This is a genomic window from Nocardioides insulae DSM 17944 (assembly GCF_000422825.1).
Lineage (GTDB): Bacteria > Actinomycetota > Actinomycetes > Propionibacteriales > Nocardioidaceae > Nocardioides > Nocardioides insulae.
The window spans coordinates 405,586-430,868 of record NZ_AUGU01000014.1 but is presented as its reverse complement, the minus strand read 5'-3'; the positions used below and the strand labels follow the sequence as shown (position 1 = coordinate 430,868).

15 protein-coding genes are annotated in these 25,283 nt (G+C 72.5%); 5 read left to right on the top strand and 10 right to left on the bottom strand.

Annotation, left to right across the window (positions count from 1 at the left end; translation table 11 throughout):
* Positions 1-77 precede the first annotated feature (77 nt).
* Complete coding sequence (locus G515_RS0106230) at positions 78-4,835, bottom strand: DUF4082 domain-containing protein (RefSeq protein ID WP_028659469.1); 4,758 nt, start codon at positions 4,833-4,835, stop codon at positions 78-80.
* A 48-nt stretch (positions 4,836-4,883) separates the two neighbouring features.
* Complete coding sequence (locus G515_RS0106225) at positions 4,884-5,723, bottom strand: glycosyltransferase (protein WP_028659468.1); 840 nt, start codon at positions 5,721-5,723, stop codon at positions 4,884-4,886.
* Between the two features lie 479 nt (positions 5,724-6,202).
* Between G515_RS0106225 and G515_RS0106220 the strand changes: the two genes are divergently transcribed.
* From G515_RS0106220 to G515_RS0106205, 4 genes are all read left to right on the top strand, one after another.
* A complete protein-coding gene (locus G515_RS0106220) occupies positions 6,203-6,940 on the top strand; it encodes a hypothetical protein (RefSeq protein ID WP_169570454.1) in 738 nt (245 codons plus the stop codon).
* Between the two features lie 65 nt (positions 6,941-7,005).
* Complete coding sequence (locus tag G515_RS0106215; protein ID WP_051217928.1) at positions 7,006-8,268, top strand: MFS transporter; 1,263 nt, start codon at positions 7,006-7,008, stop codon at positions 8,266-8,268.
* Positions 8,265-9,362 carry a hypothetical protein gene (locus G515_RS0106210; protein WP_051217927.1) on the top strand — a complete coding sequence of 366 codons (1,098 nt, stop codon included), beginning with the start codon at positions 8,265-8,267 and terminating at the stop codon, positions 9,360-9,362. The genes G515_RS0106215 and G515_RS0106210 overlap by 4 nt, the downstream gene beginning before the upstream one ends.
* Positions 9,363-9,575: 213 nt before the next feature.
* Positions 9,576-10,268, top strand: coding sequence for an acyltransferase (locus tag G515_RS0106205; RefSeq protein ID WP_084653165.1), 693 nt, complete (start codon positions 9,576-9,578; stop codon positions 10,266-10,268).
* A gap of 216 nt (positions 10,269-10,484) precedes the next feature.
* Here G515_RS0106205 and G515_RS0106200 read toward each other — a convergent pair whose 3' ends face one another.
* The 3 genes from G515_RS0106200 to G515_RS0106190 all read right to left on the bottom strand — a co-directional run bounded on the left by G515_RS0106200 (position 10,485) and on the right by G515_RS0106190 (position 14,135).
* Positions 10,485-11,804 carry an exopolysaccharide biosynthesis polyprenyl glycosylphosphotransferase gene (locus tag G515_RS0106200; RefSeq protein WP_051217926.1) on the bottom strand — a complete coding sequence of 440 codons (1,320 nt, stop codon included), beginning with the start codon at positions 11,802-11,804 and terminating at the stop codon, positions 10,485-10,487.
* A gap of 160 nt (positions 11,805-11,964) precedes the next feature.
* Entirely contained in the window at positions 11,965-12,657 is a 693-nt protein-coding gene (locus G515_RS0106195; protein WP_028659462.1) for a response regulator transcription factor, read from the bottom strand.
* Positions 12,654-14,135 (bottom strand): ATP-binding protein, encoded by a 1,482-nt coding sequence (locus G515_RS0106190; RefSeq protein ID WP_169570451.1) that lies wholly within the window; start codon positions 14,133-14,135, stop codon positions 12,654-12,656. The genes G515_RS0106195 and G515_RS0106190 overlap by 4 nt, the downstream gene beginning before the upstream one ends.
* A gap of 528 nt (positions 14,136-14,663) precedes the next feature.
* On the opposite strand from G515_RS0106190, the gene G515_RS0106185 reads away from it, so the two are divergent.
* Positions 14,664-15,392 carry a helix-turn-helix transcriptional regulator gene (locus G515_RS0106185; protein ID WP_028659460.1) on the top strand — a complete coding sequence of 243 codons (729 nt, stop codon included), beginning with the start codon at positions 14,664-14,666 and terminating at the stop codon, positions 15,390-15,392.
* Here G515_RS0106185 and pth read toward each other — a convergent pair.
* The 5 genes from pth to G515_RS0106160 all read right to left on the bottom strand — a co-directional run bounded on the left by pth (position 15,382) and on the right by G515_RS0106160 (position 25,225).
* Positions 15,382-15,981, bottom strand: coding sequence for an aminoacyl-tRNA hydrolase (pth, locus tag G515_RS0106180; protein ID WP_028659459.1), 600 nt, complete (start codon positions 15,979-15,981; stop codon positions 15,382-15,384). The genes G515_RS0106185 and pth overlap by 11 nt on opposite strands.
* 12 nt (positions 15,982-15,993) lie before the next feature.
* On the bottom strand, positions 15,994-16,614 hold the full coding sequence (locus tag G515_RS0106175) for a 50S ribosomal protein L25/general stress protein Ctc (RefSeq protein WP_028659458.1): 621 nt from the start codon (positions 16,612-16,614) through the stop codon (positions 15,994-15,996).
* A gap of 314 nt (positions 16,615-16,928) precedes the next feature.
* Complete coding sequence (locus G515_RS0106170) at positions 16,929-17,912, bottom strand: ribose-phosphate diphosphokinase (RefSeq protein WP_028659457.1); 984 nt, start codon at positions 17,910-17,912, stop codon at positions 16,929-16,931.
* Positions 17,913-18,031: 119 nt separating this feature from the next.
* A complete protein-coding gene (gene glmU / locus G515_RS19790; protein WP_036554410.1) occupies positions 18,032-19,513 on the bottom strand; it encodes a bifunctional UDP-N-acetylglucosamine diphosphorylase/glucosamine-1-phosphate N-acetyltransferase GlmU in 1,482 nt (493 codons plus the stop codon).
* Between the two features lie 204 nt (positions 19,514-19,717).
* On the bottom strand, positions 19,718-25,225 hold the full coding sequence (locus G515_RS0106160; RefSeq protein ID WP_036554407.1) for an ATP-binding protein: 5,508 nt from the start codon (positions 25,223-25,225) through the stop codon (positions 19,718-19,720).
* Between the last annotated feature and the right edge of the window lie 58 nt (positions 25,226-25,283).

The window sequence follows — 25,283 nt, the reverse complement described above, 5'->3', positions numbered from 1 at the left end:
TGGGGCCACTCCGCCCGACCGCTCTCGGACGGCCTCCTCGGCGCGCTCCTGCACACCGCCTCGGCGGCGGCGCCGGGTCATCCCTGCGGGCGGAAGAGGACGTCGACGAAGTAGTTGGTCGAGTTCCACGAGCCGTTCGGGAAGCCGCCCGCCTGGCCGTACCGGTAGCGGCCGTTGTTGCCTCCGGGCGCGGTGAGCGGGGCTGTGGTCCTCGCGGAGCCGAAGTAGCCGCCGGTCGCGGAGTAGTGCCCGTTCGGGGCCAGGTACGAGACCAGATAGGTCTCCCCGGGGACCAGGGCCACCGGCTGGTCGAGGGTGGCCTCCTGCCAGCCGGAGGAGGCCTCCGCGGTGAAGGCGACCTGGGCCAGCCGGGTGCCGTCCGCGGACCACAGCGACCCGACGTGTTGCCCGGTGTTGCCACTCCCCTTGTAGAACCGGATGCCGGTCACCGACCCGGCCACCGAGGTCCGGAAGGCCATCCCGAGTTCGACCGCGTCGGGGTCGCTGACCGCGTCGATCGCCGGCTCCGAGGACCCCAGCAGGGTGACCGCCTCGTCGGCGTCGGTGCTGAAGGACCACGTCACCGGACCACCCAGCGCGGCGCCCTCCACCGACGCGATCCCGTCCACCCTGGCGGTCACGGTCGCGCCCGCCGGGAGCGGCGCGTCCGGATCGAAGCTGAGCCTTCTCCCGTCGGCGGACAGCGTGGCCTCACCGGGCACCCGGGTCCCGTCGATCGACAGGCCGAAGCTCCACCCGCTCGCGAGCGGCTCGGTGACCCGGAGCGAGGGGGTGGCGTCCAGGAGCACGCCGCCCGCGCCGTCCTGCGGGCTCACCCCGGCGAGCGCGATGGTCGCGGGGTCGCGTTCGAAGAGCACGTCGACGAAGTAGTTGGTGGCGCCGTAGTCGTAGACGGGGAAGCCCCCTGCGGCGCCGTACAGGTAGCGGCCGTTGTTCCGCGCCGGCGCCTGGAGGTCGCCCGAGCTGAAGGCCGTGCCGAAGAAGCCGCCGGTGGCGGCGTAGTGGCCCTGCGGAGCCAGGTACGACGCGACGTAGGTCGTCCCGGCGGTCACCGGGACGGCCGGGGAGACCGTGGCGGTCTGCCAGCCGGTGTCCGTCTCCGCGGTGAAGGTCGCCGAGGCCAGCAGGTCCCCGTCCGCGGTCCACAGGTGGCCGACGTGGGTGCCGTCGTTCCCGGCGCCCTTGAAGAAGCGCACACCGGTGATCCGTCCGTTCCGGGTGGGCATGAAGGCGGTGCCGAGTTCCACCGCCGCACTCTCGTTGGTGGCGCTCACCGCCGGCACCAGATCGGCGAAGAGGGACTGGGCACTGGCCGAGTCGGGAGCGCGGGTGTGGAAGGTCCACTGCTGGTCCTCCAACGCCACCCCCTCGGTCGAGACGACGCCGGAGAGCGTGGCCGTCACCTCGCTGTCGGCGGGCAGCAACGCGCCCGGGGTGAAGGTGAGCACCCGCCGGGTGGGGTCGAGCGACGTCGTACCGGCGATGGTCTCGGTCCCGCTGCGGAGGGTGACTCGATAGCCGTCCGCGATCCTCGCGGAGAAGGTCAGCTTGACCGGAATGCCACGCGGGATGTCCGCGGCGCCGTCCGCGGGTGTGCGGGCGAGGAGCGCCAGGGTCGGGTCGACCGCCTTGAACACCACGTCGACCAGGTAGTTGGTCGCGGTCGTGCTGCTGGGGAAGCCTGCTCCATAGGTGTAGGCGCCGGCCGACGAGGTCACCTGCAGCGGACCGCGGGACCGGTCCGCGGTGGCGAAGTCGTTGGCGGTGACGCTGTAGTTGCCGACCTCGGTCCGGTAGGAGGCGAGGTACATCGTGCCCGCGGTGACCGGCACCGGCTCGGCGAAGGTGAGCGCGGTCCAGCCCGAACTGGGCTCGTTCGCGAAGGTGCCCTCGGCCAGCCTGGCCCCCGAGGCGCTCCACAGCGTGCCGGTGTGGGTGCCGGAGTTGGTCGGGCCCTTGTAGAACCGGACGCCGGTGACGGTGCCGTCCTCGGTCGGCGTGAACCGCACGCCCAACGTCACCTGACCCGGGTCGGCGACGGTCGGCACCGCGGGCGTGGTCTCCTCGGAGAACAGCGTGCAGGGGCACACCCCCTCCTCGCCGGCCGGGGCCGCGGTGCGGAAGGACCACGCCCGCCCGGTGGTGACCGGGTTGCCCTCGGTGTCTGTGGCGCTGATCTCGACGTCGTACTCGACGAAGCCGGCCAGCGGTACGCCGGGCGAGAAGGTGACCGTGCGCGTGGCGGCGTCGTACGAGGTCCACCCGGCGACCGGATCGCCGTTCTGGTCGGCGACACGGACGCTCCGGGTCGCCGTCGGCCGGGAGAAGGTCGCCGTGATCGCGGTGTCCCGGGACACCGACGCCGAGCCGGCGCTCGGCCAGCGGCCGGTGACCACCAGCGCCGAGGTGTCGGTGGTGGAGAAGAGCACGTCGACCGCATAGGAGGTGTTGCCGTACGAGCTCGTCGGGAACCGGCCGAGGGTGCCGTGGACCCCCGCGGCGGTCGCGCCGTACCCGCCGGCGACCCGGAGCGGGTGTGCCTCGACCGAGCTCGCGCTGAACGCGTCGGGGGCGGCGGTGTAATGCCCGTTCGGCGCGCTATAGGACACCACGTAGGTCGACCCGGCACTGATCGCGACGGAGGCGTCGAAGACCACCTCGCGCCAACCGGTCCCGGAGGCTTCGCTGAAGGTGGCGGTGGCGAGCTTCGCCCCGGCCGCTGACCAGAGGGTCCCGGTGTGCGACCCGGTGTTGCCCGCGCCCTGGTAGAACCGGACGCCGTTGACGAACCCGTCCACCGACGGGGTGAAACGGAGACCGAGCTCCACCGGCTCGCCATCCTCGGCGGCGAGGGTGCCGACCGGGGTGGTGGAGGTGGGGCGGACCGACGGGGTCGCCTGGCCGAAGATGCTGCACGGGCAGCTGACGGCGAACGAGCGCGTGCTCGCAGCTCCGATGTTGGCGCTGTCGTCCACGGCCCGCACCCGCAGTTGGGTGCTGCCCACGCCGTGCTGGGTGTAGGAGAAGGACCACGCGGCGGCGCCGTCGGCCGGGTGCCAACTCGACCCGCCGTCGGTGGAGTACTCGACCCCGGCGACGACGCCGCCGGTGTCGGTGGCGGTGCCCGTGACGCTCACCCGCGCCCCGTTCTTCTGCGCGGAGCCGGCCGCCGGAGAGGTGATCTCGACCGTCGGTCCAACCGTGTCGGTGGACGCGGTCGCCGCCTTCAGCCCCGCCATCAGGGTCGCGGGCCGGGCGCCCATGTCGGCGAGCAGGTTGACCTGGGCCTGCTGCATCCGCGCGTCGGCGGGCTCGGCTTCGAACGGGCTGTCGTGATAGCTGTCCAGGCCCCAGGTCCACTGCACGGTGCCGGCCCCGAAGACCAGCGCCCCGCTCTCCGCCCGGTACAGGGTCAGGTTGTGCGTGGTCGTCTCCGGGCCGGTGTTGTTGCCGAAGTCGTAGAGGTACTGCTCGACCTCGCCGGTGGTGGTCGCCAGGTCGATCAGCCCCGGCGGCCGGAAGCCGTTGTCCTGGTCCTCGTCCGACTCATAGCCCACCGTGTGCGGGGCCAGTGCGGTCGAGCCGGCGGTCATCGACGCGAGCCCGGTGTCGCGCCAGAGCCGGAGCTTGCCCTCCGCCTTGGAGACGGTGACCGGAAGATCGGTGTAGTTCGACATGAAGATGGTGCCGGTCAGCGCGTTCTCCGGGATCCCACCCCCGTCGGCCCGCGACGCGAACCGCGGGTCCCGCCAGGTGCCGGTCCACCCGTCCTCCGGGTCGATCTTCGCGTTCCCCCAGGTCTCCTTGTACGACACCAGCGTGCGGTACGGCGTCCGACCGGCGTCCGCGGACGGCTCGTACCGGGTGCGCCAGTAGACCTCGTTCCCGCTGAGGAATTGCAGGTTCACACCGGCGTCACGGGCCGCCTCGACGTTCTCCCGCTGGGCACCGCTCCAGTACTCGTCGTGGCCGACGGAGAGGAACACGTCGTGGTTGGTGAGCAGGTCGCCGTGCCGGTCGGTGTCGACGCCGGAGAGGTAGGAGACGTCGTACCCGTTGCGCTCCAGGAACCGGACCAGCGGGTACTCGTTGGACATGAAGAAGTCGCGCCCGCCGATCCCGTCGCGAGTCATCACCGGCCGGTTGTAGCTGACCTTGTAGGACCGACCGTTGCCCGCGCCCTGGTAGAAGTCCGAGCCGCCGTAGGTGTTGTACGCCTGCCAGGTCGGGTCGGAGGTCTGGAAGAGGACCTCGGAGTGGCTGGCCTCGTCGCGCACGATGAAGGTGATGTGGCTCTCGCTGTCGTTCGACGGGCGGTGCAGGCGGGCGATGTAGACCCCGGAGACGGCGTCCTCGGGAACGTCCCAGGACGCCGAGACCCCCCAGTTGCCGCAGTCGGTGAGTTCGGTGGTGACGTCCCACAGGCAGTTCGGCTGGATCTGCGGCAGCGCCGCCGAGGGCTCGACGGTGTCGATCTCGCGAGCGCCGTCCCCGCCGTACCAGCCCATCCGGTAGATCGTGATGTCGTAGGCCGAGGCCGCGGTGTCGATCTTGAAGTCGATCCGGTCGCCGACGTCCACGCTGATGTCGGTGGCGAACCCCTGGATGTCCTCGTCCCCGGCCCCGTCGATCTCCCACTCGGAGGGCGGCGACCCCGGCCGGCTGTTCTCGCACGCGATCGCGTTGCCCTCCGGCCCGCAGGGGTCTCCCGCAGCGGTGGCCGCCGACGGGGTGACCAGGCTCAGCCCGGCCCAGAGGACCAGCAACGCCACCAACGCGGCTGCCGGCCGCGAGAACGGGGATCGGGAAGTCATCAACGGCTCTCTCTTCGTCGGCCCGAGGCGCACAGCGGACGGGCCGGGTCAGACCCGGCGGGAGGACTCGTCGCGCAGCCAGGTGGAGTAGTCCCCGGCCTGCACCCGTCGCTGTGCCGACCACCGGGCCAGCAGGGTCACGGCCACGAAGACCGACATGGACGGCGCCAGTCGGGGTTCGCCGTGGAGCATGCGCAGCAGCGTGCGCGGAGAGGTGACCGCGGCCGGACCGCGGGTGCCGAGCCGATCGGCCTGCTTGGTACCGGTCACCACCCGGATCCGGCGACGCAGCAGGTCCCGCGTGCTGCGGGGCGCACGGACGGTGACGACCGCGTCCGGCACCACCCGTCGTTCGGCCGGGCTGAACGCCTCCGAGACCGCGAGGTCGTCGCTGAGCACCTTGGGGAGTGCGTCGATCCGCGCCTGGCCGTCGGCCGAGACCGCCATCGCACCGCGACCGAAGATCCCCTCACGCACCTGGGGCAGCCGCTGCCAGACGCGGTAATAGGCCCGGACCGCCCAGGAGGAGCGCGCCAGCACCAGCCGCCGCTCGGGTGCCGCCGCCAGCGTGCCCGAGCCGTCGGCCAGCGACGCCGCCAGCCGCAGGACGTCCCGCCCGGTCATGGCGCAGTCGGCGTCCAGGTGGAGCCTGGGGAAGACCGATGCGGCCGCGTTGCCCGCCGCCACCGCCGCCGCCTTGGACGCTTCTGGGATCTCCAGTACCCGGACGCCGGGCACGGCCCTGGCCAGCTCGGCGGTGTCGTCGTGGCAGCCGTTGCAGACCACGATCACCTCCAGGGCACCGGGCGGCATCTGGTCGAGCAGACGATGGAGGTGGTCGCCGATCAGCGTCGCCTCGTCGTGAGCGGGCATGACGACCGAGGCCATGGCTGTTGTCTGTGACACGCGCGTTCCTTCCGAGGTCCCCACGACTCGTCCGAGCGCGACCGCGGCCGCATCGGTCACCACGGACCGCATGGCCGCGCCCACGCCTCGCACTATGTGGTGGGAACCGCGGCCCCCCGGCCGCGCACCGGGTCCGGTTCCCCACTATTGGTGACCGGCGCTGCGGGTCACCGGCCACGGTTCACCGACTCCCGGCGACCAGGTCCGGCGAACGACGCGGGAGCGGCCGGCTGTCGGCGCGAGCGCACCGCCGGGTCGTGGGCGGGGTCGCGGCGACCCGGCCTACCGCGTCCCCAATTTGGGGCATCACCGCGGTGATCCCGATCCGGCCAGCACCAGGGTGCGTGGACTCTCTCCAGCGGGTCGTCCACGTGATCCTTCGGCAGGGATCTCGTGGGCGCCCCTCATCATCCCGCCGGCTCGGTCCGGAGTCACCGAGACGAACCACCCAGGGAGGACCGTTGCGCGTGCCTCGCGTGCTGCTGCTCACGGTCGCGGGAGTGATCCTCGGCGGAGTGTTCTACTGGGCGCTCGCACCCGGCGACCCGGCCGGTACGCCGGCCGACGGCGACGCCCGTGCGGCCGACGGGGTCGCGTCCTCGCCCTCCGACCCGGCCGCGAGCGACCGCGGGAACAGATCCGGGAGCGGGTCCGCGGACCCGGCCGGGCCGAACGGCGGGCCGAGCCTGTCCCCCTCCTCGGCCGGGTCGGCGGAGCAGGGCGGACAGCGCTCCCGCGGCAGCCGGGTTCCCGTGGCCGCGGGTGCCGAGGCCGACGCCGGCGACCTGGGAGAGGTCGGAGTGATCCCCCCGCGGCCCTCGCCGAAGGTGTGGGGACCGCTGCTGGGCGGTCCCCCGCCGACCAGCGACCTGGCGGTCGGGCAATTGGTCGCCGGCGTACCGCCCGCCCTCCGGCCGGCAGCCCGCAGCACGGTCGGGACCAGCAGCGTGAGCCGGGCCGGCTCCGTCGTCCAGGTCGCGCTGACCGCCTCCTGCGCGAAGGGCTGCGACCCGCTGCTCGACTACCGGGTGCGGTTGGCCGCCCACGGCTACCGCGAGGTCGAGACCCGCTCGGTCGAGAACCTGCCCGGCGCGGCCTTCCGCCGCCGCAGCGACGCGGTGACCGTCTCCGTCACCGAACTGACCGGGACGGGCGAGGCACGCGCGTACTCGGTCTACGCCGTCCTCCACGTCACCTGACGCGACCGCCCGCAGGCGCCGAGCCTCCCGCCGACGTCCGAGCCCAACCGATCAGGAAGCGCCCGATGTATCTGACCCTGAGGGACCGCCCCACCCGCGGTGACGCGTCGGCCGCGCCCGCGGGGGCGCGCCCGCGGGTGGCCCGGCTGGTGCTGGTGCTCGGCACGGTCAGCCTGCTGACCGACGTGTCGAGCGAGTCGGTCGCCGCGATCATGCCCATCTACCTCACCGCCGTGGTCGGTCTCTCCCCGGTCGCCTACGGCGTCGTCGAGGGGCTCTACCAGGGGGTGTCCGCGGTGGTGCGGATCGCCGCCGGCTGGGCCGCCGACCGCTGGCACCGGCCGATGCCGGTCGCGCTGGCCGGCTACGGGATCTCCGCGCTGGCCCGGGTGGGCCTGCTCTTCGCCGGTGGATTCGGCTCGATCTCCGCCGTCCTCTCCGCCGACCGGGTCGGCAAGGGCATCCGGACGGCGCCCCGCGACGCGATGATCGCGGCGAGCAGCCCCTCGGCGCACCTGGGTCGCGCCTTCGGCGTCCACCGGGCCCTGGACACGACCGGCGCCGCGCTCGGACCACTGCTCGCCTTCGTGATCCTGTGGCAGATCACCGACGGGTACAGGACCGTCCTGGTGGTCTCGCTCGGGTTCGCCCTGCTCGGCGTCGCCGCCCTCGCCCTCTTCGTGCCGTGGCGGGCCGGAGCCCGGGCCGCCCGCGACGCGGTGCCCACCCCGGCGCAGCCCCGCCCCCGGGTGCGCTGGCGCGCGGCGAGCACGCCCGGCCTGCGGCGTACGGTGCTCGTCGCCGGGGGCCTGGCCCTGGTCACCGTCGGCGACGGCTTCGTCTATCTGGCGCTGCTGGAGAACAGCGGCTTCGCCGCCGCCTGGTTCCCGATGCTCTACGTCGGCACCAACGTCGTCTTCCTCGCCCTCGCCATCCCCGTCGGCCGACTGGCCGACCGAATCGGACGGGCCAAGGTGCTGGTGCTGGGCCACCTCCCGCTGGCGGGCGCCTACCTGTGCGCGGCGGGCGGGTCGGGCGGGATGATCGCCACCGCGGGTGTGCTCCTCCTGCTCGGCCTGTTCTACGCCGCCACCGACGGCGTCCTGCCCGCCGTCGCCGAGCGGGTCGTCCCGGCGACCGCGCGCGCCACCGGGATCGCGATGGCCCAGACCGCCGTCGCCGTCGCCCGGCTCGCGGCGGCCAGCGGCTTCGGCGTCCTGTGGTACGCCGTGGGGCCCCGGGACGCACTCCTCGTCGTGGCTGCCGTCCTGGTCCTCGCCCTCCCCGTCGGGGTGCGCGTCCTGCGCCGGACGGACCTACCGGCATGACCCGGGAGCCCGCACCCGAGACACACGATGCCGACGCGGCCGTCGACGCCCCCTCTGACCGGCCAGACCGGGGGGTCTCCGGAGGCCGGGCCCGCGGCGTGGTCTTCGCGCTGGTGGTGGTGCTGGTGGTCGGAGCGGCCACCGCGTTCGGGCTCGGCGAGCTGCGTCGTACCCAGGCGCAGGAGGATCGCGCCCCCGCGATGGCCACCGCGGGACTCACCGAGCTCGGACCCGGGCCGCACCTGGTCTTCCGGCACACCGGGGCCGACGCCGAGTACGGCCACGTCGCCGAGGCGTCGCTGGCCGACCCCGCAGGGCCGCGCGCCTTCACCGACGTCAGCTGCGACCGGGTCGCCGCCGGTGGCACCGGGGCCTCCTGCCTGCGCACCGAGCCCGGGGTCGTGACCCGCTACTCCGCCGAGGACTACGACAGCGACTGGCAGCGCATCGGGGCCACCGACCTGCCCGGGATCCCCAGCCGGACCCGGCTCTCCCCCGACGGCAGCCTGGTGGCGACCACCGTGTTCGTGACCGGTCACTCCTACATGACCACCGGCTTCTCCACCGCCACCGTGATCCGCGAGGTGAACGGGCGCAGCCTCGGCAACCTGGAGAGCTTCACGCTGATCCTCGACGGCGAGGAGCGGGCGCCGGTGGATCGCAACACCTGGGGCGTCACCTTCCTCGACGACCGCACGTTCTACGCCACCGTCGCCACCGGCTCGAAGACCTATCTGGCCCGTGGGGACCTGGCGGCGCGCACCCTCACCACCGTCGCCGACACGGTGGAGTGCCCCTCGCTCTCGCCGGACGGCAGCCGGATCGCCTTCAAGCAGGTCGTCAAGGAGCCCGGTGGCGGCAGCCGCTGGGCCCCCGCGGTCCTCGACCTCGCCAGCGGCGAGCGCACGATGCTCGACGGTGAGACGCGCAACGTGGACGACCAACTCGCCTGGCTCGACGACGACACCGTCCTGTACGGGCTCCCCCGCCCGGACCGGCCCAGCGTCACCGACGTGTGGGCCCTCGATCTCACCCCAGGCGCGGTCCCCCGGGTGCTCCTCGAGGAGGCCTGGTCGCCCACCGTCGTGCGGTGAGCCCGGATCCACCGACCGTCACCGTCGCGAGCGTCAACGGTGGGGGGTGCCGGCACTGCGGAATTCCGTCGAGGCGCGACAACGCCGCCGACGCCCGGATGGCGGCGCGCAGCAGGGGCAGGCTCGCCGGATCCAGGCTGAGGACTACCCCATCCGGGGTACGCGGCCCTCAGGCCCACGCCGCCAACCGCCCGGGCGCGGTGTGCTGGAGATATGACTCCGCCTGCCGCGCCCACCGGGCACGTTGCGCCCGCTGCCTCCGGTTCGACCGCAGCCCCGACCGCAGCCCCGACCGCAGCCCCGACCGCAGCGGAGGGCGCCCGGGTGGCCGACGGCGTCGACCTGGACCCGACGGCCACCCTCGGCCCCGGCACCCGCGTCTGGCACCTCACCCAGGTGCGCGAGGACGTCCGCGTCGGCGCCGAGTGCAATATCGGGCGCGGGGTCTACCTCGGCCCCGGAGTCGTCGTCGGCGACCGGTGCAAGATCCAGAACCACGCCCTGGTCTACGAACCCGCCCTACTCGAGGACGGCGTCTTCGTGGGCCCCGCCGTCGTCCTCACCAACGACACCTTCCCCCGCGCCGTCACCCCGGAGGGCGACCTCAAGGGTGCCGAGGACTGGGACCTCGTCGCGGTCACGATCCGCACCGGAGCGAGCATCGGTGCCCGAGCCGTCTGCGTGGCACCGGTGACCATCGGCCGCTGGGCCCTGGTGGCGGCCGGCTCGGTGGTCACCCGTGACGTCCCCGACTACGCCCTGGTGGCCGGTACGCCGGCCCGCCGGATCGGTTGGGTCGGGCGAGCCGGCGTGCCACTCGTCGAGGACGCCGAGGGCCACTGGCACTGCCCGCGCACCGGCGCGGTCCACACCCTGGACGACGACGGCCTGCTGCGCGACGCCTGACCCCCGCCGATCCCGCTCCCCGGGACTCCGTCGGCACCGGGTCGACCGGCCCGCACCCGCCGAGACGACGTGCGTGCCTGCCCGATCGCGACCGAGGGCCTCCTGAGCCACGCTCTCGCGGACGTGGGGCACCGCGGGGGGCTCAGGAGGCCGGCATCGGAGGCCTGGGCAGAGGCCGGGACGGGGGCGGCCACCGGAGCGGCGGCCACGGAAGGTTCAGTATGCGCCGTTGCCGGTGAGGACGGCCCGCACGGTACGGGCGAGGATGCCCAGGTCCAGCCGGAGCGACCAGTTGTCGACGTAGTCGAGGTCGAGGCGGACCGAGTCCTCCCAGGACAGGTCGGACCGCCCGGAGACCTGCCACAGGCCGGTGAGCCCCGGCGTCACGGCCAGTCGGCGGAGCGGGTCGATGTCGTAGCGGGCGACCTCGTCGGGAAGCGCCGGGCGCGGTCCGACGAGTGACATCTCCCCGCGGACGACGTTGAACAGTTGCGGGACCTCATCCAGCGACGCTCGCCGCAGCCAGCGACCCACGCGGGTGATCCGGGGATCAGCGGTCATCTTGAACAGCACGTGGCCCTCACGCTGGCCCAGTGAGCTCTTGACCCGCTCAGCGTCGGTGGTCATCGTGCGGAGCTTGATCATGGTGAAGGGGCGGCCGTGTCGACCGACCCGGGTCTGCCGGAACAGCACCGGTCCGCGGGAGTCCAGCCGGATCGCGACCGCCACCGCCAGCAGCAGCGGGGCCAGCAGCACCAGGGCGAGCGCCGCGGCGGCGCGTTCCCACGCCTGCTTCACCCAGCGCCGGGCACCGCGCCGCGGTGGCGGCTGGACCCGGATCGCGCCGACGCTGCCGAGCCGGAGGGGCTGGCTCCGGCGTACCGCCACATCGATCAGGCCCGTGCCGACCAGGAGAGGCGTTCCGAATGCTTCGAGATCCCAGCTCAGCCGGCGCACGACTCGGGCGTCGACGCCCGGCAGCACCAGAACGGCGTCGGGGCCGTGCTCGATGACCGCGAGATCGGCCTCGTCCGGGTCGCTGACACCGACGGGGACCAGCCGGCCCTGGCTGCCGGCCAGCAGGTCGGCGGCCACCTGGTGGCGCTCCTCCCCACCCACGACCAGCACCCGCTGGCTCCTGGGTCGGAGCAGGGCGCGGGTCAGCCAGGACCCGAGCCCGCAGGCGAGCACGAGCACGGCCAACTGCACGTCGCCGGTCGGCAGGGTCAGCACCGCTCCGGCGATCCAGCAGGCCAGGCCGGCACTCACCACGGCCCGCAGGACGCCCGCGGTCGGGGCGGCTGTCGGGGAGCCCACCCGAGCGGTCAGCGCCACCAGCGCGACCCAGAGGACCACTGCGATCCCCGCCTGGGTCACCGACAGCCCGATCAGCAGCGCGACGGCTCCGGCGACGACCAGGTCCGTCGTCGGCAGCAGCAGCGGCCACACCCGGCCGAGCGACCGGGTGTGGCCGCGTGCCCAGGAGCGGACCCCGGCCGGAGCGGGCGGCGCGGGTGGGGCGACGTAGGCGACCATGCGCTGCCTCCCTCTCGGTGGGACGTGTCCGGAGCGGGGCGATGCTCGATCCGGCCGGGTGTTCGCACGCTACGGCGAGCATCGGGAGGACGAGGTCGACCGCCGGTCCGCATGCCGCAAATCAGGCATGCGCGGCCGCCGGCGGCCGACGCCCGAACGCTCACACGGGCGGGGGTGTCCACCCGACCCGGTGCGCGAGTCCCACCGCAGCGATCTGCGAGGAGACCTCCAGCTTGGCCAGGATGGACTTCACCTGGGTGCGCACGGTCGCCTCGGAGACGACGCTGACCGCGGCGATCTCGTGCACGGTGTGGCCCAGCATCAGGTGGCCGAGCACCTCGCTCTCCCGATGGGTGAGCCGCTCCATCCGTTCCCCGAGCGCTCCCATCTCGGCCCGATGGGTGCGCCACAGCCCGATCAGCCGCTCCCGCTCGCTCACGTCCAGCACCGCCTGCCCGTGGTGCAGGCGTCGCACGGCGCCGAGGATGTCGTTGAGCGGCCGGGACTTGGGCAGCACCGCTCTGGCGCCGTGCCAGAGCGCCTGGCCCCAGCGGGTCGCCTCGGTGCTCGCCGTGACGATGACGACGTTGATGTTCTCCTTGACCAGGGGACCGATGAGATGGACGCCGTCACCGGTCCGGCCCAGGTCGAAGTCGAGCAGGACGACCCGTGGGCGTGCCCTGAGGACGGCGTTGATCAGGCTGGCCTGGCTGACCGCCTCCGGATCCAGCGGGATCCGCTTCACGTCGTACCCCTCGACGGAGAGGGCCAGTTCCAGGGACTCGGCGAAGAGGGCGTGGTCCTCGACAAGGGCGACGCGGAACTTCGCGCGGGGAACGCTCGGGCCGGTCATGACGCCCTCGGCAATCCGACGACGAAGGTGGCGCCTCCCCGGCCCTCCACCTGGTCACCCAGGCGGAGATATCCACCGACCTGCGACATCAGGGCGGAGGCGTGATGCAGCCCTATCCCCTGTCCTGGCGACCCCGGTGCGTGCTCACCGAACTGGAAGAGCCGCTCGCGCAAGTCGGGATCGACGCCCGGACCGGAGTCGGAGACCAGGATCTCCACCGACTCGTCCTTCTCCTCGACCGCCACCGAGGCGCCCGAGCGGGCATGACGTGCGGCGTTGTCCAACAAGATGTTGAGCACCTCGGCCAGTTCGTCGCAGTGGCCGCGCAGGCGCTGCCCGGTCGGGTGCCAGGTGACCGGGGTGCCCTTGGCCTCGTGCGCGGTCGCCAGGGTGCTCAGGGTGCGGTCCAGGTCGAACTCCTCGCCGTCCACCTCCCGCTCCCCGCCGCGCCCGGACGGCTGGGTCGAGACGGACTTCTCGGCCGCCGTCTCCATCACCGCCGCGGGGGCGACCGGCTGCTCGGTCGGTTGGGGGACGATACCGGCGGGGACGAGGATCCCGTCACGCTGCTGCAGCAGGCGCTCGAGCCTGCCGAGCTCGTCGTCGATCATCAGCTCCAGGCGGTTACGCCGCTCCTCGGTCACACCCTCGGACCGGCGGATCAGCTCGTGGGCCCGGACGACCCCGATCACGGCCGACTCGATCTCGTGCAGCTGGGTGCGGTGGGTGCGGCCCTCCAGTTCGATCTGGGCCACGTGGTCCTCCAGCGCCCTGGCGCCCTCCTGCTGGGCGGCGAGACTGGCCCGCAGCGCCCGCCCCGAGGCCTCCAGCAGCGCGCCGCCGGCCAGGGCCGCAGAGATCACCGCGAACATCGCCAGCACCGGGTCACCGGGGCCGGCCGCCTGCAGCAGGCGGGTCAGCCCGAAGAGGGCCACTCCCGCCACCAGGCAACGGCAAACCTCGGGCAGGTGCCGTGAGCTGCGATACACCGCCAGGCCCAGCACGCTGATCAGGCCGACGATCGCCGCGCACTGGACCACCCGCTCGGGCGGGCCGTCCCGGAGGAGCAGGTCGGTACGCAGCACGAGCCCACGTGCGACGCTCGCCGTCAGGCCGAGCACGAGTCCCCAGACCACCGGCATCGCGGCGAACCACGGCCGCCGGTTGAGGGCGGCCAGCCCGATCAGGCAGCAGACGAAGGCCAGGTCCACCACGCCGAGCCAGCGATGCGCGTTGGTGGTGAGACCTTCACCCGACAACTGCATCCCGGCCAGCCCGACCGCCTTGATGCCGATCGCGGTGACGGCTGCCAGGATCCAGGGTGCCAGGCTGTCCGGGCGGAGCCGTCGTGCAACGAACAAGCCGGCCGCAGCCACCAGGACAGTCGGAGCCAGCACCAGACCATCGAGGTTGGCCCCCACGGCCAACAGGTCTTCTTCGATCAACAACCACTGGATCAACGGTGGTGTCAGGATCACGAATAAGAGGACCGCAAGGCCCTTCCAGCTCCGACCGTCAAGGTTCTGAAGTCGAACGTTCCATGCTCGAGTATTCATCGCGCTCCATCGCAACGACAGGGCGGACGCTCGTCGGACGGAGGGCTCCCCCACGAGAACCTTCCCGGCACTGTCCGACGGACCCCCTCCTGATCACGTCTTCTGTCTTGCATGTCGCCGGTGAGGGCGACCACCCGAGAAGGCGTAGTGCGAACGGTGAATTCGATACCTACCCGATTTCGGCACCGGTTCCCCTTCCGCTTCCGGACGATAGCGGCCGGATCCCTGGCGTGTCCCCAAGTTCGGTGAGGTCGGCGAATTCTTGTCTTTCCGGGTGACCCGAGGCCAGACACTCGATCCGAGGATCCGGGGCCTCTTCCCACCGTGAACGGGAGACACATCACCCAAGTGCGCCCAGAAGGCGACCAGATACCAGCTCGGTCCACCGGTCTGGACCGCAGCCCCAGAAGAGAAGGACGATCGCACCATGTTGGCCAGGAGTTCGCAGGGATGAGGGTCGCTGTCGCGGCGGATCAGGCGCTGATCCGCGAAGCGGTCCGAACCGCCCTGCACGCCCGCGGCGAGACGGTTCTGCCCCTGCGCTGGCCGGACACGGATCGGCCCCGGGCGGTGCGGCCCGAGGTGGGACTGCTGATCAGCGAACTCGACCGCTGGGACATCCTGGAGAGCGCCCGCACCGTGATGACGGCGCTGCCGGTGCCGTGGGTGGTCCTCACCGAGTGCGAGCGCGGCGGCCGATGGGGAGCCCTGGTCGAGACGGGGGCACGGGCGTTCCTGCCGATCGACACGCCGCTGGCGGCGGTGGACGAGACGCTGCGCGCCGTCGAGGGAGGTGCCGACCTCCTCGGCGCGGGTGCGGAGCCGCTGCAGCGGGCGTGGGAGCAGCTGCGTGAGGAGCATGCCGAGCTCACCGCCCGGCTGGCCTCGCTCACGCCCCGGGAGCTGACCGTCCTGCGGCTCCTCTACGACGGCAACCCGGTCAACCGGATCGCCGAGACGCTCGCCATCGCCCCGGCCACGGTGCGCAGCCAGGTCAAGGCGATCCGGCACAAACTCGTGGTGCGCAGTCAGCTCGCCGCGGTGGCGGCGTACCGGCATCTCGTGGAACTGGACGGAGCTCCACCCACGGTGCGGCTGCCCCGGCCGCGCCGGCCGGGAGGGGCGGACCGGAGTACTCCGGCCACCCGGCCGACCCGACCCGGCCAGGTCAGGAGTTGAAGCGCTGCTGGGCCTTCTCGAGACCCTCGGTGACCAGGCACTCGATGGCGTCCGCGGCCCGGTCGACCTGGAAGGGCAGGTCCTTGCGCTCGGCGGAGGAGTAGCCGGACAGCACGAAGTCGGCGACGTCCTGACGCCCCGGAGGGCGTCCGATCCCGACCCGGACCCGGTGGAAGTCGCCGGTGCCGAAGGACGCGCGCAAGGACTTCAGCCCGTTGTGTCCGTTGTCGCCGCCGCCCAGCTTGAGCCGCATCGTGTCGAACGGGATGTCCAGCTCGTCGTGGATCGCCACGATCTGCGCCGGGTCGACCTTGTAGAAGCTGGCCAGCGCCTTGGCCGGCCCACCCACCTCGTTCATGTACGAGCGCGGGCGAGCCAGTACGACGCGGGGGCCGGGCCGCCCGGGCACTCCGCCCAGGCGACCCTCCACCACGTCTGCCCGACCGGACTTGTGGGCACGGAACGACCCGCCCAGTCGGGAGGCCAGCTCGTCGTTGACGAGATAGCCGATGTTGTGGCGATGCCCGGCGTAGTTGGGTCCGGGGTTACCCAGACCCACGATCAGCCAGACCTCGCCCACCTCACTCATGACTGCTCCGGGTCACTCGCCCTCGGCGGCCTCGGCGGCCTCACCCTCGGCAGCCTCGCCCTCGGCGGCCTCCGCCTCGGGCTCCTCGGCGGCCTTGGCCACCGCGACGTGCACGATGAGGAGCTCGGGGTCGGCCGCGAGGGTGGTCCCGCGGGGCAGGGTGAGCTGCTCGGCGGTGATCTGGGTGCCGGCCTCGGCGCCCTCGACGGAGACCTCGATGCCCTCGGGCACGTGGGTGGCCTCGGCCTCGAGGGCGATGGTGGTGTTCTCGGTGGTGACCAGGGTGCCGGGGGCTGCGTCGCCGACGACGTGGACCGGCACCTCGACGGTGACCTTCTCGCCGGCGCGGACGGCGACGAAGTCGACGTGCTCGATGACGCGGCGCAGGTCGTCGACCTGGACCTGCTTGGTCAGGGCGAGCTGGGTCTTGCCCTCGAAGCTGAGCTCGAGCAGGGCGTTGGCGCCGTGGTGCTTGAGCGCGAGCATGAGCTCGTGACCCGGCAGGGTCAGGTGGATCGGGTCCGCCCCGTGGCCGTAGACGACGGCGGGGATCTTGTTCTCGCGGCGGATGCGGCGGGCGGCGCCCTTGCCGAACTCGTTGCGGACCTCGGCGGTGATCTTCTCGCTGGACATGGTGTCTCCTCGACTTCTCAGACGTGATGGCCCATCGGGCCGGACGCGGTCCCGGCGGGGCGGCGGAGTCGAGATGACGAACGCCGTGCGATCACCAGGACGCACGGCGCTTGCGGGGAAGAGCCTGCCCTGTCGATCACGGAGCCGGCGCGAACGCCGCTCCCTCGCCGAGGCAACTCCCGCAGTCTAGCCGCCCTGCCCGACCAGGCCCCAATCCGAAGCTGCCGTCCGGGCCCGCCGGTCCCGCGCCTCACCCGGCGGTGACGGTGACGGCGCGCGACTGGGCGCAGGATCGGCGGATCCGGGCCGACTGCTTACGCGTGGCCGTCGAACATGGAGGTGACCGAGCCGTCCTCGAACACCTCGCGGATGGCCCGGGCCAGCATCGGCGCGATCGACAAGGTGGTGAGCTTGTCGAACTGCTTCTCCTCGGCCACCGGCAGGGTGTTGGTGATGACCACCTCGGTGGCCGGGCTGTTCTTGAGCCGGTCGACCGCGGGGTCGGAGAGGATGGCGTGGGTGGCCGCGATGATGACGCCCGCAGCGCCGTCCTTCATCAACGCCTCGGCGGCCTTCACGATGGTGCCGCCGGTGTCGATGATGTCGTCGGTCAGGACGCAGATCTTGCCGGCCACCTCACCCACGACGCGGTTGGCCACGGTCTCGTTGGGCCGGGTGATGTCACGGGTCTTGTGGATGAAGGCCAGGGGTACGCCGCCCAGCTTGGCCGCCCAGCGCTCGGCGACCTTGATCCGGCCTGCGTCGGGCGAGACCACCGCGAGCTGCTCGTGGCCGTACTTCTCCTTGATGTGGGAGGTCAGCAGCGGCAGCGCCATCAGGTGGTCGACGGGCCCGTCGAAGTAGCCCTGCAACTGGTCGGCGTGCAGGTCGACACTGATGATCCGGTCGGCGCCGGCGGTCTTGAACAGGTCCGCGATCAACCGGGCGGAGATGGGCTCGCGGCCGCGGTGCTTCTTGTCCTGGCGGCTGTAGCCCCAGAACGGCATCACCACGGTGATCCGCTTGGCCGAGGCGCGCTTGAGCGCGTCGACCATGATCAGGTGCTCCATGATCCACTCGTTGATCGGAGAGGTGTGGCTCTGGATCACGAAGGCGTCGGCACCGCGCACCGACTCGTCGTAGCGGACGTAGATCTCGGAGTTGGCGAACTCGTAGGCCGAGGTGGGGACCAACTCGGTCTCCAGGATCTCGGCCACTTCCTCGGCGAGCACGGGGTGCGCCCGGCCGCTGAAAACCATCAGATGCTTCTCGGTCGTGCGCTTGATGTCGGTCGTCACCAGCTGCTCCCTGTCGCCTGGGGCCCTTACCCGTGGATTCTGTCGCACGGGTCCGACTTGCCCCAAAACGACTTCGCCACTGTGAGACACGTCATGTCAACCTTCCGTTCACGGGTTGGTCACACCGACGCCGAGGGATCGGGGTCGCCGGCCGCCGCGGCCGGGTCGGAACTGACGGAGTCCTCGGCAGCCAGGGCGTTCGCAGCGGCCTCGGCCTGCGGTGTGCCCGCCCGCTTGCGCAGCGCCCATCCCTCGATCACGCGCATCGGGCCCGAGCTCACCGCCAGCCCGCCCGGAGGCACCGTCCCGCGCACCACGGTGCCGCCGCCGGTGCCCGCGCCGTCACCGATGCTCGAGGGCGCCACGAAGGTGTTGTTGGAGCCCGTCCTGGCGTGCCGCCCGACGGTGGTGCGGTGCTTGTCGACCCCGTCGTAGTTGGCGAAGATCGTGCCGGCCCCGATGTTGCTGCCCTCGCCGATCTCGGCGTCGCCGACGTAGGACAGGTGCGGCACCTTGGCGCCGTCGCCGATCTGGGCGTTCTTGGTCTCCACGAACGCGCCGATCTTCCCGGTCGCGCCGAGCTGGGTGCCCGGCCGGAGGTAGGAGAACGGGCCGACCGTGGCGCCCTCGCCGATCACCGCGAGCTGGGCGTGCGTGCGGACGACGGTCGCGCCCACGCCGACCTCGCAGTCGGTCAGGGTGGTGTCGGGACCGATGGTGGCGTCCTCGGCCACGGTGGTGGCCCCGACCAATTGGGTGCCCGGAAGCAGGGTCACGTCCGGCGCGAGATCGACATCGGCCTCCACCCAGGTGGTGGCCGGGTCGATCACGGTGACGCCCGCGCGCATCCACCGGGTCAGGATCCGGGAGTTCAGCTCCCGGCCCAGCGCGGCCAACTGCACCCGGTCGTTGGCCCCCTCGGTCTGACGGACGTCATCGAGCACGTGCGCCCCCACCCGCGCGCCCTCCTGGTGTGCGAGCAGGATCGCGTCCGGCAGGTAGTACTCGCCCTTGACGTTGTCGTTGCCGATCCGCGGGAGTACGTCGGCCAGGAAGGTCGCGTCGAAGGCCAGGATCCCGGCGTTGATCTCGGTGATCGCGCGCTGCTCCTCGGTGGCGTCCTTCTCCTCCACCACGCCCGTGACCTCCCCGGCCGCGTCCCGCAGGATCCGGCCGTAGCCGAACGGATGGGGGACGACCCCGCTGAGCACCGTCACGGCCCGCTGGCCGGCCTCATGGTCCTCGACCAGCGCCCGGATCGAGGATCCCTGCAGCAGCGGGGTGTCGGCGGTCAGGACGACGACGGTGCCGCGCACCGTCCCGGCCGCGGCCAGCCCGGCCGCGGCCGCGTGCGCCGTACCGAGCTGTTCCTCCTGGACCGCGAGCACGGCGTCGGGGATCAGGTCGGTGATGTGCGGGCCGACCAGCTCCCGCTGGTGACCGACGACCGCGACGACGTGGTCGGCGCCGGCGTCCCGGACCGCGTGCAGCACGTGCCCGACCATGCTCCGGCCGGCGATGGGGTGCAGCACCTTCGGGGTCTTCGATCTCATCCGGGTGCCCCCGCCGGCCGCCATCACGATCACAGTCAGCTCGCTCATGCCGCCGAGCCTACGGCGTGCCTCCGGGGCCCGCCGACCATCCCCTTCGCCGGGTTCCGGCATCCCCTCGGGGCGAGGGACGGGCCTCGGACAGGACGGTCGTTCGGCACGGCAGGTGGGGAAATGCGCACGTCCCAACCGGAAACTCCGGTCGGGACGTGCGCGCACGGCTACCTACCCTGCCGAACGGTCAGCGGTCGCGCCTCATCGCGCGCCGCGCAGCACCTCGATGATCTCCGGGCGCAGCCGGGCTGCGGTGATGACCGCGTCGACCGAGCCGACCCGCACCGCCCGGTGGATGTCGTGGACGCCGTCGAACTCGGCCGCGACCTCGCTGATCTTCTCCGCCCGCAGCGAGGTCCGTAGCTCGGCCTGATCCACCAGGAGCTGGCCGCGCTCCAGGTCGTCGGCCTCGGCGATCCGCGCCTCCAGCTCCCGCAGCTCGGGGCTCGCACTGATCCGCTTCTCCACCTCGCCGGCGAAGACCACCGCAGCGGCCGGCGCGCCACCCAGCACCGAGGCGTAGGAACCTTCGACGGCGAGGACCGTCATGTTCGGGTTCAGCGCCTTGGAGAAGACCACGAACGCGCCGCCGTGGTAGCGGGAGATCACGCAGAACACGATCGGGCCCCGGAAGTTGACTATCGCCCGGCCGATCTCCGCGCCGTACTCGAGCTGCAGGTTGCGCATCGAGTCCGGCGACCCGTCGAAGCCGGACAGGTTCGCCAGCACCACCAGCGGCCGGTTGCCGCTGGCGGCGTTGATCGCCCGCGCCGCCTTCTTCGAGGACCGCGGGAAGAGCGTGCCCGCGGTGTAGGTGTCGGGTCCGTCGGTGGGCGGGAAGCCCCGGCGGGGCACCGGCCGGGACTCGATGCCCAGCAGGCAGACCGCCTCGCCGGCGAGCCGGGCGTCGAAGACGACCGCCGTGTCGGCGTCCGCCATGCCGGCCCAGCGCTCCAGGGTCTGGTGGTCCTGGTCGGCCAGCGCCCGCATCACCGTCCGGATGTCGAACGGCTTCTTCCGGTCGGGGTTGTGCGCGGCGGAGAAGATCTCGCCGACCGTGGCGAAGTCGCTTCCGTCGACCCGGTGCGGGTAGCTGCTGATGTCGCGCTCGGCCGGGTCGGTCGTGGGCGCCTTCCGCGGCGCCGCCTCGCCCGGCACGACGTAGGTGTGGTCGTAGTGGCTGAGCAGCACCTGGACGGCGCCCTGGAGATCGGGCGCCCAGTACTGCGCCTGCCCGTTGGGGCCCATCACCCGGTCGTAGCCGCCGATGCCGAAGTTGTCCTCGGCCGAGACGCCACCGGAGTAGTCGAGCGACTGCTTGCCGGTGAGCACCATCGCGCTGTCCGGGGTCATCACCAGGATGCCGCGGGTGTGCATGAGCATGGTGGCCTCGGCGTTCCAGTACGGCTGGGCACCGACGTTGATGCCGGCCACCACCACATTGATCTCGCCACCGTCCTGGGTGAACTCCACGATCCGGCGCAGCGCAGCCGCCACCCAGTCCATGTTCTCGGTGCCGGAGTCCATCGCGATCCGCGCACCGGCGGAGAGGGCGAACCACTCCACCGGCACCTGCATCCGCTCGGCCAGGTCGATCGCCGCGATGATCCGGGTGCACTCCGCCTCCGACACCGCGCCGAGCGCCTTGGTCGGGTCACCGCACAGCACCACCCGGGTGAGGCCGTCCGGGTGCAGGACGGTGGGCGTGGTCACCACGGCCACCAGGATCCCAGCCTTGTTGAGCCCGCGCGGCCGGTCCACCGGCACCAGCGCACCGGTGTCGTCCAGGTCGTGCTCGACCACGAGGCCATCGGGCCCCGAGAGCACCGACTGGAGCTCGTAGGGGTAGACCAGGCCACGGCGCCGCGCCCGCACCACCTTCGCGGTGTAGTCGTCCATCGGCTTGAGCAGCTCGGTCGGCTGCTCCTCGACGGAGGAGACCACGCCGGCGCCGGGCTGGGAGAAGAACCGGATCACGAGTGGGACCGCGGCCTCGCCGTCACCGACCCGACCCTGGACCCGGACCTCCTCGATGCCCGCCGCCTCGCTGAGCGGGGTGATCTTGTCCTGGAGGCCGCGCAACTGCGTCAGATCGGCCTCCACCACCGGCCAGACCTTGACCCACACGTGGTTCATGTCGAGCTTGGTGCCGGCCGCGCCGCGGCTGCTGCGGACCCGGCGGATCGCCTCCAGGCAGTGCTCCACCGCGCGCTCCGCGTGCGGCACGCCGGTGACCTGCCCGGCCTCGTCGCGGACGACGGCCACCTGCCGCACCTGCGCCAGCGCCACCAGGCGCCGGTCGGTGGGGTTCTCCTTCGCGACGCACTCGTAGAGCAGCACGTCCTCCGGGGCGTCGAGGCGGGTCACCTCGAAGTTGCGCAGCCGCCACAGGTTCAGGCCGCGGCCGACCATCGGGTGCACGCCGCGCACCAGGTCGTCCTCGACCACGCCGCCCTCGGCCCCCTCGTCGGGCCGGAAGGTGTAGTAGCCGACCGGACGGCCAGCCCCCGGGGAGACGGCGAGCATCACCCGGCGTACCTCCGGCATGAACGGGAGGTTCGCCGCGATCTCGCCCAGGGCGGCGCTGCACGCCTCGTGGTCCTCCGGGGCCTCGGGCCAGGAGAGGTAGAGATCGACCACCGCGCCGTGATCCGCATCGCGGGCGGCGACCTGGGCGGCCACCGAGGAGGCCAGCGCGCCGGCGGGATCGCGCAGCTCGGCCACGGTGCCGACGGTGGAGAACAGCCGGGTGGGGCGCCCGTCGACGGAGTAGTCGACGGTCACGAACGGCCGGCCCTCGACCGTGGGGGTCTGCAGGTCGTGGAAGTCGTACTCGCGGTAGTGACGCCGGGCCAGCACCTCCAGCATCGGCTCCCTGGCGGGTACGCCGTCCTCGAGCCGCTCAGCGAGGAACCGGACGGTCTGCTCGGGGATGGCCACCAGCGCGTTGATCCGCTCGGCCCGCCGGGGTGCGTCGTCCTCGGCCGCCAGCGCGGCCACCTCGTCGGCGACCCCGGCCAGCACGCTGGCCCGCTCCTGGTCGACCTGGGGCTGGTCGAACCAGCGGAACCGCACGCTGCGGGCCAGGTCGCCGAGCACCGGGAAGCGCAGCTGGGTGGCGCGCACCAACCGCTCCAGCAGGTCGCGGACCTCATCGCGCAGCTCCCCCTCCGGGGCCGGGTCGGCGCTCCACTGCTGCAGCAGCGCGCCCGCGACGTGCACCTGCTCGGTCGCCCGCTGCTGGGCCAGGAACACCCGGAACACCGCCTGCTCCAGCTCCGGGGAGTGGTCGAGGTCGGTGACGTCGTAGTGTCGCAGGACCCGCACCAGCTTGTCGCTGAAGTGGTCGGGCAGGCCGCCGCGCTCGACATCGAGGCTCTGCAGGTAGGTGTGGAAGTGCTCGCGGGAGCTGTGCACGCGCAGCTCGGTGTGCTGTTCCTCGACGGCCGGGCGGTTGCGCCCGAGCTCGGCGAGTTCGGCGACGGTGCGCAGCACCGGCAGCTCGTCCGCGATGACGGGGGCACCGGAGCGCTGCAGCTCCGAGCGCACGGCGAGGTAGTCGGCCAGCGCGCCGCTCTCCTCGGGTGCCACGTCGTACCCCAGCAGCAGGGCGGTCAGCTCGGTGCGACCGCGAGCGGCCAGCTCGGCCGGCGTCTGCTCCGCCGCCTCCTGCGGCAGATCGAGAGCACCACCGGCGGCCTGGGCGACGACCTCCTCCGCGACGTCCTCGAGCTGCTCGAGCCGGATCAGCGGAGCCCCGGTCTCTACCTGGCTACCGACGCTGACCTGGACCTCGCGCACCCGCGCGGCGAACGGCGCGTGCAGCACCGTCTCCATCTTCATGCTCTCCAGCACGAGGACGGGAGCGCCGGCCTCGACCTCGTCGCCGGCGACGACCCGGGTGTCGACCACGAGCGCCGGGGCCTGGGCGCGGAGTACGCCGCCCTCCTCGCGGCTCACCCGGTGGGTCACACCGTCCACCTCGACGGTGGTGATCGGCCCGAAGGTCGCGGTGACCACCCGGTAGTCACAGCCGGCGACGGACACCCGGCGGTGGACGTCGTCGACCCGCTCGACCTCGACCTCGACGGTCCTGGTCTCGACGCCGTCGTCGACGCCGACCCGGAAGCGGTGCGGTCCGGTGCTCGCGGTGGTGACCCGGTAGGTGGCCCCGCGCAGCTTGAGCTCGATCGGCCGGTCGACCTGGTGCTGCACCTGGGGCCGCCCACCGCGGGCGGTCTCCAACAGCCGGGTGACCTCGATGTGGAGCTGGTCGTCGTAGGCCTCCACGGCGGCGACGACCAGCGCAACCCCGGCGTGCGCGGTCGCGGCCAGGCGGCCCTCCTCGCGCACCCGGTCGATCCACGCGGTGTCGGCCCAGGCGGGCTCGCCCCGGACGACCTCGGGCTGGGCCAGCAGGTCGAGCACGAAACTCTTGTTGGTGGTGCCGCCCTCGATCACGACGGTGGTCTCCGCCATCGCCCGCCGTAGCCGGGCCAGCGCCTCGTCGCGGTCACGCCCGTGCGCGATGATCTTGGCCACCATGGAGTCGAAGTCGGCAGGGATGGTGTCGCCCTCCGAGACGCCGGTGTCCACCCGCACGCCGGGGCCCGCCGGGAGCTCCAACCGGGTGATGTGCCCGGGGGACGGGGCGAAGTCGCGGTCCGGGTCCTCGGCGTTGAGCCGGGCCTCCACGGCGTGGCCGACCTCGGTGGGCCGCTCCCCCTCCAGACGACCGCCCGCCGCGATGTGCAGTTGTGCCTTGACCAGGTCCAGGCCGGTGGTGACCTCGGTGATGGGATGCTCCACCTGGAGCCGGGTGTTGACCTCGAGGAAGGCGAAGGTCCGCTCCTGCGGGTGGTAGAGGAATTCCACGGTGCCGGCGCCGCTGTAGTCCACGGCCAGCGCCAGCCGCTCCGCGGAGGACTTCAGTTCGGCCACCTGATCGGGGTCGAGCAACGGGGAGGCGGACTCCTCGATCACCTTCTGGTTGCGCCGCTGGACCGAGCAGTCCCGGACGCCGACCGCCCAGGCGGTGCCCTGGCCGTCGGCGATCAGCTGCACCTCGATGTGCCGGGCCCCGGTGACCAGCCGCTCCAGGAAGACCACGCCGCTGCCGAAGGAGCGCTCCGCCTCGTCCCGCGTGCGCTGGTAGGCGTCGTCCAGGTCGGCCGGCCGGTCGATGCGGCGGATGCCGCGACCGCCACCACCGGCGGTCGCCTTGAGCATGAGGGGGTAGCCGATCCGCTCGGCCGCCGCCCGCGCGTCCTCCAGGGTGTCGACCGCCCCCCCGCTCCACGGCGCCACCGGTACGCCGACCTCCTCGGCCAGCAGCTTGGAGCCGATCTTGTCACCCAGCCGGCGCATCGCCTGGGCGCTGGGACCGACGAAGGTCACCCCGAGCCGGTCGCACAGTTCGACGAACTTGGGCTCCTCGGCGACGAACCCCCACCCGACCCACACGGCGTCCGCACGGGTCTCCACGAGGGCGCGCTCGAGCACGGCCAGGTCGAGGTAGGGGCGTGCCGAGGCGGGGCCGAGCCCGTAGGCCTCGTCGGCCTCACGCACGAAGGTGGCCCGCCGCTCGCCGTCGGTGTGCAGCGCCACGGTGCGGATCGGCGGCCCACCCCCGGCGTTGACGTCACGCACCGCATGGATGAGTCGCATTGCTGCCTCGCCGCGGTTCACGATCGCGAGTCGGGTCACCATTGTTCTGCCTCCGGGGGTCGCATCAGCGCCGATCGAGTCGGCCGAGTCCGAAGGTTTC

Bases quoted from the DNA above. Each gene is read 5' to 3' on its own strand.
- G515_RS0106230 (WP_028659469.1), bottom strand. From the start codon at position 4,835: ATGACTTCCCGATCCCCGTTCTCGCGGCCGGCAGCCGCGTTGGTGGCG.
- G515_RS0106225 (WP_028659468.1), bottom strand. From the start codon at position 5,723: ATGGCCTCGGTCGTCATGCCCGCTCACGACGAGGCGACGCTGATCGGC.
- G515_RS0106215 (WP_051217928.1), top strand. From the start codon at position 7,006: ATGTATCTGACCCTGAGGGACCGCCCCACCCGCGGTGACGCGTCGGCC.
- G515_RS0106210 (WP_051217927.1), top strand. From the start codon at position 8,265: ATGACCCGGGAGCCCGCACCCGAGACACACGATGCCGACGCGGCCGTC.
- G515_RS0106205 (WP_084653165.1), top strand. From the start codon at position 9,576: ATGACTCCGCCTGCCGCGCCCACCGGGCACGTTGCGCCCGCTGCCTCC.
- G515_RS0106200 (WP_051217926.1), bottom strand. From the start codon at position 11,804: ATGGTCGCCTACGTCGCCCCACCCGCGCCGCCCGCTCCGGCCGGGGTC.
- G515_RS0106195 (WP_028659462.1), bottom strand. From the start codon at position 12,657: ATGACCGGCCCGAGCGTTCCCCGCGCGAAGTTCCGCGTCGCCCTTGTC.
- G515_RS0106185 (WP_028659460.1), top strand. From the start codon at position 14,664: ATGAGGGTCGCTGTCGCGGCGGATCAGGCGCTGATCCGCGAAGCGGTC.
- pth (WP_028659459.1), bottom strand. From the start codon at position 15,981: ATGAGTGAGGTGGGCGAGGTCTGGCTGATCGTGGGTCTGGGTAACCCC.
- G515_RS0106175 (WP_028659458.1), bottom strand. From the start codon at position 16,614: ATGTCCAGCGAGAAGATCACCGCCGAGGTCCGCAACGAGTTCGGCAAG.
- glmU (WP_036554410.1), bottom strand. From the start codon at position 19,513: ATGAGCGAGCTGACTGTGATCGTGATGGCGGCCGGCGGGGGCACCCGG.
- G515_RS0106160 (WP_036554407.1), bottom strand. From the start codon at position 25,225: ATGGTGACCCGACTCGCGATCGTGAACCGCGGCGAGGCAGCAATGCGA.